This is a genomic window from Microcoleus sp. Pol7_B2, from assembly GCF_036701035.1.
GTDB lineage: Bacteria > Cyanobacteriota > Cyanobacteriia > Cyanobacteriales > Microcoleaceae > Microcoleus.
Genome location: NZ_JAUBQB010000033.1, coordinates 22236 through 36705, shown reverse-complemented (window position 1 = coordinate 36705; position 14470 = coordinate 22236). Strand labels below are relative to the sequence as shown.

Genomic DNA, 14470 nt, shown 5'->3' with positions numbered 1-14470 from the left:
CAGTGACTAATGACTAATGACTGCATCAATATACTGCTGAACTTCCCTGAGTTGCTGCCGCTGGCATTCGATCCAATCTTTTTCCGCCGCTCGCTGTTCCGGCGTCTCTTTCTGATACCGCGCCTGCTTCTCTAAAAAATTATTGTAGAATTTAATCGCTTTTTCAACTGTTTGAATTGCCAGTTTCAGGCGCTCCTCAAAAATTGCTAAAATCACATTTTCCAGGATTAACCCAATCACTTTACAGCACTCTTCAAAATCAACTACACTGATTCCCATATTGCTTTTATGAACCAGATTTTCTACAGGTTCTTTCAGCGTTTCTTTAAAAGTCTTCATATAAGGCTCCGGCAAATATTTTAGTGGCTCCGTAAACTTCGATACAATCTCCCCGCCTATTGATTGTAGTCGCTCTCTAAATTTAGACTGATTTTTTAGGTCGAAGCATTCAATACAAAGTTCAATTTTTTCTATATCAATAGATTGTAATTCTTTAAAAATTAAACTAAGTTCATTCTCCATAATTAAAATCACTCGCTCGGCTTGGACATCAACTTCATTCCGCAACTCTTTGTGCAAAGTATCTTTTTCAAAAGAACCAATAGTATCTCTTTGAAAGACTGGAGGGTTTTTATCCCACAAAAACCACTGATTTTTTAACTTGGTCGCCTTGTCGCTCCAAGATTGGCGAACTTTAACAACAGCATCATATTTGCCCTGTTTTCCTAAACTGCGAATTCTCACATCGCATCCGCTTAGTTCGCCAATTTGCTCCCAGACATCAACAGGCGATGCTCCAGCAATTCTCGGCTTGCTATTCCAGACATCCTCAGCTTGAGATACATCTTTGAAACATACCTGAAGTAGCCCCTTGAGTCTGATGGCAGATTGCTTAATTTCGTCAATACAAGGTTCCACATCTAAACTGAGTTGGGTAGCTGACTGTTTAATCTCCACGGATTGATATTCGTCTGCCAACAATCGATCGCTAAACAGGGTAATAGCCTGGAATGCCTTGAGATACTCATTCATCTGTCTTCATCTCTCGTTTCCCTAAACAGCATACAATACACAACATCTGCCTTTTTGAATGGAAACTGAGCCAGAACATGGATTATATATTCACCCCTGCAACTCAGGCGCGACTCAATAGTGGCAACCTTGTACAGCCTGCTGCCAAAACAGGAAAATTGCTCCCGGCAGCTAGAGATCCGCTGACAGGGGAGTTTGTGGAGCTTGCAAAAATCTTTTATCAATCAAGAAGTGAAACTCTATCCTCGCGCGGAGTTATAGGATTGCTCGCACAGTTAGCCGGAGGTGGCCCCATACAGCCGCTGGTAGCTCCCGTGTACGTGACACTGGCGCCGTTGCAGGTGGCTCAAACTCATCAGGGGTTTCAAAAAACATACAGAATGCTTAACTGTCTGAAAATTAATTTGGCAGTGATGCAAGCGACTGCTGCTGTCATTGGTATTGGCACTGTATCGAACACAGTTTTGTCCGCAGTAAACCTCAACCAAGTATTAAAAATCCGAGAAGAGGCAAAGCACCAGAAGCTAAAAATTAAAGACGGGTTTATCGATCTCAGACACATACTCAAAGATAGGGGAGTAGAGGTAATCCAGCAGATTTTTAAGGTGGCTCACGACTCTAGTTTTGAAATGCACCGCCAGAAACTGGTTAACGGTTACGAGATTTTTTCTAAAGCTATTAAACGCTGTCAGTCAGCCCTAACAGTGCCAGATATTAAACTTCGGAATTACGAAATTAATAGCGGGCGGGATATGCTGTTTGAGGCTTTAAAAATTTATGATAATCCTAGTTTGTTGGAGGGGCTGTGTTCTGCCGGACAGCTCAGGCAAATGGAATGTGTTTGGGCGATCGAGCAGGCGATCGGCGTTACGTTTCACTTGCAGCGCGCCTACGATATGGTGAGCGATCGCCTGCGGGAACTCCAATCAAAAATTTGTCAAAATCTTCTAACTGTTGTTAAAGGATGTCAATCCGAACCAGAACTAGATTTTTTATTTCCCGAAGTTACTAGAATTCTGGGTCATGATTTAAGTGTAATAGAATTTTGGCAAAATGAGGTTGATTGGATGCAAACTTTGTCTCCAAAAGAGCAGCACCAGTTAGCTAGTTTAGATAAACTCACCGGCGAAAGTTTAAAAAGCAGCGTGTATACTACATTCGCGGTATTAGCGGCGGAACCTTCACTTTATGAAAGTTTAAAGCAAAAGTCTCACTTTCTATCCTTGCGCGACCAGCTAACCTTCGCTGTGTCGCCGGAAATCCGCCGGAGATACGAACTTTATGTCAACCAGCAGGCGATCGCTACTGGCTATCAAGGTTTAGCTGCCTCGAATTGGCAAGAAATATCCGATTTAACTGTGGCTAACCTCTACTACTTTTTTCAAATCCGAGAGAAGTCAACTGAAAATTATCCAACTAAGGAGGAATTAGAAACGCCTTATTGGCACTTTCCCCCAACCTTAAAAAACGAGCTGAATTATAGCAATTAAATGACCAATGACTAATGATATCAGTTCCTCAAAAAAATGCAACTGTAGGCAAGTCCCCCACCATTATGCAGTAAGTCATTCCATCTAAAATCTAAAATCGTATTACCTCAGCCACAACTTAATAGTATTGTCTTTAGAACCGCTAGCAATAGTTTTGCCGTCGGGACTAAAAGTTACCACATAAACTTCATCGGAATGTCCTGTCAAAGTATTCAGCAATTCTCCGGTAGCAAAATCCCAAATTTTAATAGTTTTATCCTTGCTCCCGCTCGCAATAAACTTCCCGTCCGGACTGATAGCAACCGAGACAATATCGTCAGAATGTCCCTGGATAGAGCGAATTAAATCTCCGGTTTCGATATTCCAGATTTTAATACTTTCATCGTAGGAACCACTAACTATTGTCTTGCCATCTGGGCTAACAGCAACCGACCTCACCGGGTCGCCGTGTCCCTCAATAGTTTTGAGCAACGCCCCTGTTGCGACATCCACAACTGTAATTTTTTTATCCTTTGAAGCGCTAACCAAACTTTTTCCATCTGGAGTGAAAGCAACAGAATAAACAAAATCTGTATGGTCTGGAAAACTCTGAATCAAACGGCCAGTTGCTGCCTCCGAAATCTTTGTAGTTTTGTCTCCGCTACCGCTAGCGACAAGCTGTCCGTCCGGGCTGAGAGCGACAGACCAAACAGAAGCAGTGTGGTCGAGACTGCGAATCACTTGCCCTGTTTTTAAATCCCACAGCATGACTCGCCAAAAACCGGTTCCAGTCGCCAGTTTCGTACCGTTTGAGTCAAAAGCAACCGACCAAATAGTGGAGGAATCTCCTGGAAAAGTGCGGATCGACTTGCCTGTAGCTAAATCCCAAATTTGGATGGTTTTGTCTTTAGAACCGCTGGCTAACATTAAGCCGTCTGGACTGAAAGCAACAGACCCAACGGCATCTGAATGCTGAGCGAAATTTTTGACTTTGGCGTTCTTCCACTGGAGAGCTGATTGGCACTGTTCCTGTAACTTCTGAGCGGACGAATAGCTGCTGGAAGTGTTGGCAATTGTTGGTATTTGGCTGATGCAGTCTTCATAATTGCTGGCTTTATAAAGCGCTTCAATTTGATTGAGCTCTTGGGATTCTTTCTGGGCTCGCTGCTGCCATTCTTGCCATTTGAGATATCCGTAAATTCCGCCGATCGCAGCTAAGATAGCCGCAATTGTTGCCCCGGCAAGATAAGGATTGAATTTGCGAGTTTCTTTGGGGACAAGTGCTGCTGGGCTGGCGATCAAGAAATCGGTTTTTCCGTTCAGATTTACCTGCGAGGATACCGCCGGACTTGCCTGCAATTCGAGTTGAGGGGCGCTACTCGCTGGTGGCAGATTGGGGTTACGGTGCCCCTCCAAAACTGTGGATATCGCCTTGTACAATTTAGCAAATAAAGATTTAGGAATGACTAATTCTTCGATTTTTGCGGCATCTTCGTCGGTAAGCCCTAAAACTTGCTGCAAGCGTTTTAATTCGTCGCGAGTTTCCAGAGAAAAGGGATATTCTTGCTGCATTGCTTCTTGCAGTGATTGTTCGTAGCGTTCGCCTTTTTCTCTGTATTTGCGGTAAGGGTTTAATACCTCATCTTCGATCGCCTCTGCTTCTTCTGGCAGCAATTCCAAACTGACGCGCAGTTCATCTAATATTCTCCGACCGACGACTGTAATATCACCCCGGCTGCTGCTGCGCCGATCAACTTCTTCGCGATATATTGTTAGCTTGGGAATCCGCGCCCGCGAGCGATCGCCAATTTTCCTCAAATCGGCTAAAGCTTCCGCCGCCGACTGGTATCTCTCCCGAAAATCGTAGCGCACCATATTATCCAAAACATCGGCCAGCGCTTGGGAACACGTGGCTAAGTGCCGCCAAACAATTTCGCCTTTATTAGAATTTTTCAAATCCCGCAGTTTCGGCAAATCGTAAGCCGGCAAACCCGTCATTGCTTGGATGCCAATCATTCCCAAAGCGTAGATATCGCTGTTGAGTTGCGGGTTGTATTGAAATTGTTCGATCGGCATATATTCCAGCGTGCCAATCCGCACAGTTACCGGCGCTTGTCTTTGAGCGATGTGAATTTCTTTCACCGAGCCAAAGTCGATCAAAACTAACTTGTTGTCTGAATAGCGGCGGATTAAATTCGCTGGTTTAATATCTCGGTGAATTACTCCCTGTCCGTGTACAAACACTAAAATTTCTAACAGTTCCTTGAGCAAAGGAATCATTTTTTCTTCTGTTAGAGGTTTTCCGGGTACAATCTCGGTTGATAGCGAGTGGCCCGCAACAAAGGATTCAACTAAGAAAAATTCTTCATTTTCCTCAAAATAAGCGAATAGCTGAGGAATTTGGTCGTGTTGACCGAGCCTTTCTAGAACTTCTGCTTCTTTTTGAAAAAGACGGCGCGTAGTATTAATTAATTTCGGTTCGGTGGTACCGGGACGCAGGTGCTTGACAAAGCACTGCGGTTCTCCCGGACGGCGAATATCTTTGGCCAGATAGGTTTGTCCAAATTCTCCTGTTTCTATGACTTCAATGATTTGATAGCGTCCATCTAAAAGTTGGCTCACCATGATAATAACGCAGCCTTTTTTTGGTTGATTTTCGCAAGAAACAGTTGCAATGTTGAGTCAGTTGTATAGCCTTTTTCAGGTAAATTCGGTGTTCCTGGGCATTGGCAAAACAGGGCATTGGGCATTGGCAAAACAGGGCATTGGGTATTCGTAATAGTTTTTTCTTTCTTTCTTCTTTCTTTCCTTATTCCGACTTCCATCGGACTTCTTCCCTCTGACTTCTTTCCTTCTGACTTCTTTCCTTCTGACTTCTGACTTCTGACTTCTAAGTGAGATATTGCACCCTTCTCAAATACTTGTTTAGGAACAGGCAAGATGACTGTTCCACAAGAAAAATCATTCTTTGTGGAACGGGCATCTTGCCCGTTCTTGACAATGGTGCAACATCTCATTTCTGACATACTTTATTTTTTCAACATCTGCAAAGCTTGATATCCCAAAAAGAAAAAACCCAAAGCGCCGAGTACCGCTATCGTGTTCGCAAACACATCGACTGTAAAAAATTCGCCCATTGCAATATCCTCTGAAAACTGATATCTATCCTCGGCTTTTCGGTCGCTGTATGGGTGAGGGGTCTTGCCCCTCGCTGCGGGCGAGCCGAAAGATGCTCACAAATTATAGCAAAAGAGGCGGTCAAAATAACTTTTCGGGCGATCGACTAGCTTTTTGTTTTAATATTTTTTAATATTTAGGGAGACAAATCGTGTACCGAAATTTTGAGGTCAGTTCGCTTTGATATTGTTAACCCTGCTAATTTTTTCTCTCATTGTAAGTAGAGCTTACACTAAGAATTTGCGCCGATCAGTCGAAAATGCGCCTCGAACCGACAGAAGTTTGGCTAAGCTGTCACCGGAGTCCGCCGCGCAGTTCCCTAAAGTTTCGGTAATCGTACCAGCATACAACGAGGCAGAGAATATTCGGGATTGCGCGATCGCCATTTTGGAGAGTACACCGTTGTCTGTGGAAAACTTAGAGGTTTTAATTGTAGACGATCGCTCGACAGACGACACGTTAGCGATCGGGCCAACCCTGCAACAGCCTCTCAACGACCTCCGGCTTAAAATATTAGCAGGTCAGCCGCGACTAACCAACCAATTACCTTGTTAACTATCTGTTTATCCGTAATCGTAATTTGGCAGCATTACACTTTGCGCCGCTTGGGTGCTGAGATTTGTGACTGTCCGACGAAATACTGGTGGTTAGGAGGTTTGGGAGGTGCGTTAGTGGCCGCGATGGCGATTGGTTCTGCGATTAAAACTGAAACCGATTGGGGATGGACTTGGCGCGGTAGAACTTGGCAAATTAAGAGTTAATTAAGACTTGCATATGGGCAGGCAAGAGGCCCACCCCACAAAAAATTAACTCGTTGTGGAACAGGCATCTTGCCTGTTCTTAAAAATCATCCACAATGTGAGTTATAGAAGAAAGAAGGAAGAAGAAATAAGGCAGAGCTAATCATAACATCCGTTACTTCCCTTACATCCGTTGCCGAGCTTCCGCGTATACAAAAGCAGGTACGCGCTTGTAAGCAGGCGTACCCGATCGCTTTTCAATCTCCGGGTGAAAAATTACATTAACTTCAGGATAAAACATCAAAGCAGCACCCTCACGAACCGCCCCATAAATCACCTCGACATTTTCCATTTTCCCGACATTTCCCTGCACCGTAACCCGCTGATGTTCTTGAAAACCCGTGCTTTCTGCATCCGCACGATTCATCAAAATGCAGTTGCGGTGCGGCATTCCCCGGTACTTGTCATCAATTTTGTAAACCACAGTATTGTGCTGAGAATAGCTGCGTCCCGTCATCAATGCCACAACAATACCCTGTGTTGATTTCGATCCTCCAAACTCTTTCGCTTCCGGTAATCTCAGCTTAGGTAAAGGCGCGACAAACATCTTCGCTTTCTCAGAAGCAGTAGGGAATTTAGGTTCCGTAAAAATGCGACCGCCGATGGTAAATTCCTCTTTTGTTTCATCGATTGTTGCCATTTTTTCAAACCCAGGAATGGTTTTAGCAATCAATTGCCGAACGTAGCGGGTGTCCTGAAGTTGGCGCCAATCTACCGGATAAGTACCGTGAATTCGGCTCGCTAATTCTGTTAAAAAATTTACTTCAGGAATCAAATCCGAATTAGTGAGATGAGTTTCACCCTCATCATTTAAACGCACAAAGTTATTCCCCGATTCCACCGTTGTTTTGTGGGGATTTTCAAAGCGATTCAGTACAGGAATCACAATTGTATTGTGCTTTGCCAATCCGTGAAAATGCCCTAAATTCGGTTTGGTTGCAAGGTAAATAACGGTTTCAACATTGCTTAAAGCGCGTTTTGCCTGCGTTGAATCTGGATTCGCCCCATACAAATTACCGCCCAGACAAATCAGTGTATCGACTTTGCCTGCATCTGCTGCTTCAATGAGCGATCGAGTTTCGTAACCCTTAACGCGGCTGAGGGGACGCCCTAACAACTTTTCGAGAGCGGCCTGAATTTCTTTTTTCAGCTTCACAGTGACGCCCATAGAGCCGAATCCTTGGACGTTTGAGTGTCCTCTGACGGGCATTAATCCCGCCCCTTCTTTGGCGACATTTCCTGTCATTAAAGCAGTATTGGCAATGCTGAAAACGTTATCTACACCGTTATCGTGTTGGGTAATTCCCATCGCCCAACCGAATACAACCCGCTGGGACGTGCCGATAATTTTGGCTGCCTCCTCAATTTCGGCTTGGGAAACTCCGCAGGTTTTAGTAATAGTTTCCCAATCGATTTCGCGGGCGTGCTGGACTACTGCTTCCCAACCTTCTGTATACGCTTGTAAGTATTTTTTGTCCAGGAGTCCTTGTTCGATTATAGACTTTTGAATACCGACAAATAGCGCCGTATCGCTGCCGGGAATTGGTTGCAAGTATAAGGAGGAAATATCGGAACCGGGGATGAGCGACTTGACGGGAAATGCGGGAGAACCAAACTTGACTAACCCGATTTCCATCACCGGGTTGATTACAATGATTTTACCGCCTTTGTCGCGAATTTTAATTAATTCGTTCATGAAGCGGGGATGGTTGTAGGCAGAATTCGCACCTGCGAGTACGACGCAATCTGCTTGCTTTAAGTTTTCTAGACTCACTATGGAGGTGCGAGTGGCAAACATTTCGCTTAAGCCAGTTGTCGAGGGAGCGTGGCAGAGATCGGAACAATCTGCTAAGTTATTGGAACCCATCGCTCTCATCATCAATTGCAGCAGAAAAGCCGCTTCGTTGGAAGAGCGGCCGGAACTGTAAGATGCTACTCGTTCCGGGGTTTTGCGAAAAGCAGCTTCGGCAATTTGATAAACTTCTTCCCAAGAAATGCGATCGTAATGAGATGAACCCGCCCGCAAAATCATCGGAAAACTCAGCCTTCCCAGCCTGTCTGCTTCCATTGAAGTTAATTGCTGGAGTTCAGCAATACTCTTCTTTTCAAAAAATTGAGTTGAGATAGCCGGCTTGATTTCAGCGGAGATTGCTTCAACGCTTTTCATGCAGCGCTGAAGTTTTTCGCCCTCTTCATTTGTAAAACCTCCTTTCTGCCCGCCAGTGCCCCAAGAACAGGACAAACAAGCACTTTTGTGCAGCAAAGTTTTCCAAAGTTTCGGCCCTTCCGGGGACAATGTATGTTTTGCCCAATATTCTATTACGGGCAAACCGCCACCTATCTCTGGTGTTTCCTCGTTTGTCTCGTTGAATGGCGGGATTGGTTGGGCATTTTGGGAGTTGACATCCATGTGGTTTACCTTTTGTTTGAATTGCGGATTAGTTGAAGAAATGCAGCCGGAGTACAAGGCATTCGGCAGAATGAAATAAAAATTTTGAAGGCAAGAATTTTGTTGTTTTTCAAAGCGATTTTTTTGAGCGCACTGTACAATACAATTCTGCCGCATACCGAGTAAATTCTATTGACTCGGCGGGGGAACCGCCAGAGGAGTTAAATTTATTACTTGAATTTTACCGCAAATTTACAACAGAAAAAACTACTCAACAGATAGATGTTTTAATTTCTCTTCAAGAATAGGTTAGCAGTAAGGACTTTAATCCTCATGCACAGGCAGAGAGAAAACTGAAGTCCTCACTACCAACCAGGTTTACTTCCTCTTATTTAACGCCTGCTTGCCAAACCCAAGACAAAGCAGCCGATCGCCCTCAGCAACATTCGAGTCATTCTGCAAATAATCTCCCAACCACTCGCAACTGCGAGCAATGATATTATTCAGTTCCAAATTCGCCACAGGCAAGAGAATTACAGTCCTATCCCTACTAGCAAAAGCCAGAGTTTTGCTGTCAGAACTAAAAGTAACGCTCAACACGCGATCGCTCGACTCCAAAGTCTTCGATAGCAGCGCCTTCTTGCCGTCAAAATCCCACAGCTTAACAGTATTTCCCCCACTCGCCGCCGCAATCAACTTGCCGTCTGGACTAAAACTCACGCTTTCTACAGTATCGCTGTGGTCGAGTTTTTCAGTTAAATTCGCCACCTTTCCATCAAACCCCCACAAGTAAACTTTTTTGTCAGCGCAAGCAGCAGCAATAGTCTTACCGTCGGGACTGAAACTAACATTTTTAACGCTGTCCCGGTGGTCGATAGTTTTCATAATTTTCGCAGATGAACCGTTAAATTGCCACAGGTAAACTCTCTTTTCTCCGGTAATTTCAAAAGCCTTTTTCTTCCCGCTTGCCTTGTCCTCAGCAGCGGTAGCAGTAGCAATAGTTTTGCCGTCGGGACTGAAGCTAACGCTAATTACTGGATTGCTGTGATCGAGTTTGGCAAACAAAGTTGCTTTAGAACCGTTCCAGCGCCAGAGGTACAATTTGCGATCGGCATTGGCGGCGGCAATTATCTTTCCGTCTGGACTAAAACTCACGCTTCGGACAATGCCACTGTGGCTGAGAGTATCTAACAGTTTGCCGTCTAAACTCCAGACTTTCACTGTTTTGTCATCGCTCGCCGAAGCAACAGTTTTATCATCAGGCGAAACGCTCACCCAGGTAACAGAATCCTTATGACCTTCTAAGATTTTGAATAAACTGCCGTCAGCCCGCCAAAGTCTCACGGCTTTGTCCCGGCTAGCAGAAGCAATTGTTTTGCTGTCAGCGCTAAAACTGACTTTGTAAACCCAGTCTCCGTGTCCTGATAAAATCTTATTCAGCGGAGTGCTATCCGGTTTCCAAATTTTCACTATTTTGTCCTTACTTGCGGAAGCAATACTGCCGTCACCGCTGAAACTTACGGCTCTTACGTCGTCTTGATGTCCTCGAAAAGTGTTAAGCAAAGTGCCGCTGCGACTCCAAACTTTCACCGTATCGTCGGCGCTGCCGGTGACAATTTGTTTGCCGTCGCGACTGAAACTCGCGCTGACAACTTCATCGTTGTGTCCTTTGAGAGTTCTGATTTCCTCACCGTTTCGGTTCCAAATTTTGGCTGTGGTGTCGGCACTTGCTGAGACGAGTTCTCGACTGTTTGGACTGAACTTAATGCTGTACACAATGTCAGAATGTTTGGTTAATGTTTTGGGATTAATTGTAAATTTCTGGGTTTTAGTTTCTCGGTTCCAAAGTTTGACAGTTTTGTCAACACTTGCTGAGGCTATTGTTTGGCCGTCGGGACTGAAACTGACGCCGAGTACCCAGTCTTTGTGTCCCGTTAAGGTTTGCAGCAATTTTTTGTTCGCAAGGTTCCAGATTTTGACGGTGTTGTCGTGACTGGCGGAAGCTAGGGTTTTGCCGTCGGGACTGAAACTAACGCTGGTGACGATATCGCGGTGACCCGATAAAATGCCGTGAAGCGGAGCTATCCCGTAGGGAATCGCACTTTTGTCGTTATTTACTTGCCAAATTCTAATTGTGCGATCGGCACAACCAGTAGCGATCGTTTTCCCATCGGGACTAAAACTAACACTCGTCACGCTATCGGGATGATTGAAAGTTTTTAATAACTTACCTTCTTTGCTCCACAATTTAACAGTTTTGTCAGCACTTGCCGAAGCAACTGAATTGCCGTCTGGACTGACACTCACATCCAAAACAAACTTGCTGTGCTGCTCGAAACGGTTGCGTTCTTGCACCCCGGAAACTGCTTGTCTGAGTCTTTCTGCAATTTGAGTTTTAGTGTCCACAGGCAGCGCTGTACTTTTCAGAGAATCACGACCAATTTTGATACTATTTCCCAACACTCCTAATTGGTTTTTTTCATTAGAAAGCACCAAAGCTTCCGACGCCGAATTTAGGGCATCAGTCCGACTTTTTTCTGCTTCCTGCCGTGCGCTTTCTGCTAATTTTGCTTGCTCGAATGCCATCCCCGAAACACCTGCGAGTACAAGCACTCCTAGAACCGCCGCCCGCAATTGCCATCTCCGAGTGTGGTAAAGTTGAGCTTCCGCTTGGTACTGTTTGTCTCTAGCTTCCGACAGCAAAGCATCTTGCTCTCTGTCTTTGCGAATTTGTTCAATTTCATCTCGGTTAATTTGGTTTTGCTTTCGCAGTTCCTCAAATTCTGCCTTTTTATCTAATTCTTGCTGCTGGCGAATGAAGCTAACTAAATAATCGTGAACGAGCTGATAAAGCTCTGCTGGCAGTTCTGTCCAGCGAAAAACTAAACCAGAGTTTACTAACAGTTCTAATACTAAATCTAATTTGTCAGCTTCAGCAAATGTCGCTAAATTAGAGGCTAACTCGGCGCGAGTTTTTAGGGGACGTATCTCATCTTCATCTGTCAGCAAATACAAAACTCGGCGCGCGGCCACTTCATTTTCCGGGCCGCAATCTTTGATGACTTCTTCGAGAAACCTTTCGACTAATTTTTGTTGCGGATTGTTGCCAAGCTCCTGATATTGAGTTAAAGTTCTAATGTTCTCTTGTTGCAGTTGAGCGCCGACAAGTTGTAGTTCGATCGGGCGGACTTCTCCCAATTCTCCAGCTAAATTTTTGACTAATTCTTCGATCAGCTCCGGTTCTAAGTAAAACTGCGCTCGCTCAGTTAAAGTGCGAATTACCGATCGCGCATCTATCAGCGAAAAATTTCCCAAATAAAACAGAATGTTTTTGCTGAGAATGTCCTCCAAAATATCATTGTTAACGAATCCTGTCTGGTTTTTTGGTCGGGAAAATTCCAGCAAATAGTGCAGGTAATCTTCCCGCAAACACAGGACGACTTTTAAATATTTTATTTTCAAGCATTCCCGCAAAAAATCAAAAAATATTTGTCTTTCCGCTGGCTCTTTCCACACGAAAAAAAATTCTTCAAATTGGTCAAATATCAGAACAGTCACTAAATGTTCGGAATTTCTTTGCAGCTCCTTTATAATGTTTTCGTATTCGATCGCCTGTTGTTGTATGATTAATTCAACTGGCTGTGAGTGCTCTTTTTGATCCTCATTATTCCCAGTCGCTCCACCATGAAATCGCGAAATAAGATTTCCCTTGACTTCGGCTGCTTCTACGGTCAAATCTACCGGATCAGTTCCTGGTACTGCTTCGGCAATTTCCGGGTCGAATATTTCAGCTTTCCCAGCAGATAACTGTCTGGTCAATTCCCGTGGCCAGTTGTTGTAAACTTGCAGCACTACGGGCAAAACAGTCCGCATTTCTATTTTTTTTTGTTTGAGAGCTGGTACTAATCCTCCCGTGACAATGGAACTTTTACCAACTCCAGACTGACCGTAAATTACTGTCAGTTTGTCGGGGGTATTGTTCATTCTATATATCAAGCGGTTGAGGTCTTGCTCTCTGCCGGAAGCAGTAATTTCGTCAGCAATAGTAGCAGCGCCGGCAATAGTTTCGGCGACGGAATTAACCGCTTCTCTGTGCGGCTGCAACTTTCCGGCTCCAATAAAAGCTCGGAACCGATACGTGTGTTCCACCGCTCGATAATCTTGCTTAATTTGAAATGCTTTGAGATATTCTCCCCGCTGAAAATAGAGCGATCGCAGCATTTCTAAAACCCGCAAATACAGTTGCGGGTTGTAGCAAGGTTCGGTTTCCAAGCGAGCAAGCTCTAAATGCGCGATAGCCTCCTGTACCTCACCCAACTGACTCTGGGCCTCTGCTAAAATTAACAGATACAAGCCTAGATGCTGCGACTTTACAGGGGTTCCCTGTCCCATCGCTTCTAAATTTGAGTTGAGAACGTCTAGAGCCATTAAAGCCCATTCTTTCGCTCCTTGCCAGTTCTTTTGCTCTAAGGCTACTCTAGCCAAAAAGCCGTAATCTTGAGCCAAATTAACTGCTGAATTTTCCATATTTTCATGTAACCTCCGAGCTTTGATAGCTAAATTCCACAGTGCATCCCAATCTTCTAACTGCTGCAATACTTCGCCAAGTTGATTGATGAATATACCAACGGCATCCGGCCGCCCCGCGCGTTCTAAAACATCAATACATTCCTGAAAATAATTCTTAGCTTCCGTCCAGTAAGGACGGTTTCCACTGCGGCGTTGTTCTGCTTGGAAGCGGTAGCAAAGACCGATGTGGAATAGCAGAATTCCCTCTAACACCGGTGCTGGGTGAACAGTAAATAACAAATCGCTAAATTCTGTTTTTTTTCCGATAAATGCTACTTGATGCTTCCAAAAGCTGAGACTTTTTTGATACAACTCAAGAGCTGCAGGGATGCGGTGACGAGCATATTCGTGCCTACCGCGAATAAATTGCAAACTCGCTTCAATAGCTGGTTCTAATCTGATATTGCAAGTTTGCAAGTCTTGGCTAGCCGACTCTAGTTCACTCAAAGAATTGGCTCCGAGAATGGTAGAATTAGTTAAACGCCAATTGCCACTTTCTAAAATGTTGGAAAAAATGCGATCGGCACTTTTGCCCAGGAAATCCACCAAGTCGTCGGGGCCAATCACAAATTCAACACTTGTCGCCCAAGTTTCGATATCTGTTACTAACCGAATCAGTTTTTTTAAGATTTTGTCTGTCACCCACAGCACCACCGGGAAGGGAAAATTATTCCGAAATTCTTCCCTCACGTAGTTGGTAGAAGTTAGCAGTCGATCGATCGCACTTACCGATTCCAATCCAAACACCATTAAAGCTGACGGGTGGCTGCAGGAAACTTTGGTTTCTATCGTCGTGTAAAGAGTTTTAACAGATGGCGGGAGGACAATTTCTCGAATCTCGATACCCGACTCCTCCCGCAATTGCCGTGCCGTTTGCTCTCTCATCGCACTGTAATTGCACCGTACCAAAATCAGCGAAAATTGCCCCTGAGACATTCTCAGAGTCCGGGTGAGAGTTTGCAGCGAACTTTTGTTTTGCTGTGCTGCGGTTTCTTGCTGGCAATGCGAATTAATCATAATTAATATTTGAAAAA

Annotated in this window: 8 protein-coding genes; 3 read left to right on the top strand and 5 right to left on the bottom strand. The window is 44.5% G+C overall.

From position 1 onward, the window contains the following. Positions 1–6 precede the first annotated feature (6 nt). Positions 7–1032, bottom strand: a complete 1026-nt coding sequence (locus QUA57_RS14545; protein WP_333061759.1) for a hypothetical protein — start codon at positions 1030–1032, stop codon at positions 7–9. A 77-nt stretch (positions 1033–1109) separates the two neighbouring features. Here QUA57_RS14545 and QUA57_RS14540 point away from each other — a divergent pair, with 77 nt between their 5' ends. Beyond that, positions 1110–2522: a hypothetical protein gene (locus tag QUA57_RS14540; RefSeq protein ID WP_333061756.1), complete on the top strand. Its 1413-nt coding sequence runs from the start codon at positions 1110–1112 to the stop codon at positions 2520–2522. 102 nt (positions 2523–2624) lie between these two features. On the opposite strand, the gene QUA57_RS14535 is transcribed toward QUA57_RS14540, so the two are convergent. After that, positions 2625–5126: a protein kinase domain-containing protein gene (locus QUA57_RS14535; protein ID WP_333061754.1), complete on the bottom strand. Its 2502-nt coding sequence runs from the start codon at positions 5124–5126 to the stop codon at positions 2625–2627. Beyond that, positions 5120–5527, bottom strand: coding sequence for a hypothetical protein (locus tag QUA57_RS14530; RefSeq protein ID WP_333061752.1), 408 nt, complete (start codon positions 5525–5527; stop codon positions 5120–5122). The genes QUA57_RS14535 and QUA57_RS14530 overlap by 7 nt, the downstream gene beginning before the upstream one ends. A gap of 391 nt (positions 5528–5918) precedes the next feature. Here QUA57_RS14530 and QUA57_RS14525 point away from each other — a divergent pair, with 391 nt between their 5' ends. Together QUA57_RS14525 and QUA57_RS14520 are read left to right on the top strand one after the other, a co-directional pair. Continuing rightward, positions 5919–6233: a glycosyltransferase family A protein gene (locus QUA57_RS14525; protein WP_333061750.1), complete on the top strand. Its 315-nt coding sequence runs from the start codon at positions 5919–5921 to the stop codon at positions 6231–6233. Further along, a complete protein-coding gene (locus QUA57_RS14520; RefSeq protein WP_333061749.1) occupies positions 6227–6439 on the top strand; it encodes a hypothetical protein in 213 nt (70 codons plus the stop codon). Before QUA57_RS14525 ends, QUA57_RS14520 begins: the two co-directional genes overlap by 7 nt. Positions 6440–6602: 163 nt before the next feature. Here the strand turns inward: QUA57_RS14520 and QUA57_RS14515 are convergent, their stop codons facing one another. Together QUA57_RS14515 and QUA57_RS14510 are read right to left on the bottom strand one after the other, a co-directional pair. Further along, on the bottom strand, positions 6603–8888 hold the full coding sequence (locus QUA57_RS14515) for an FdhF/YdeP family oxidoreductase (RefSeq protein WP_333061748.1): 2286 nt from the start codon (positions 8886–8888) through the stop codon (positions 6603–6605). 357 nt (positions 8889–9245) lie between these two features. Then, positions 9246–14453, bottom strand: a complete 5208-nt coding sequence (locus QUA57_RS14510) for an nSTAND1 domain-containing NTPase (RefSeq protein ID WP_333061747.1) — start codon at positions 14451–14453, stop codon at positions 9246–9248. Positions 14454–14470 lie beyond the last annotated feature (17 nt).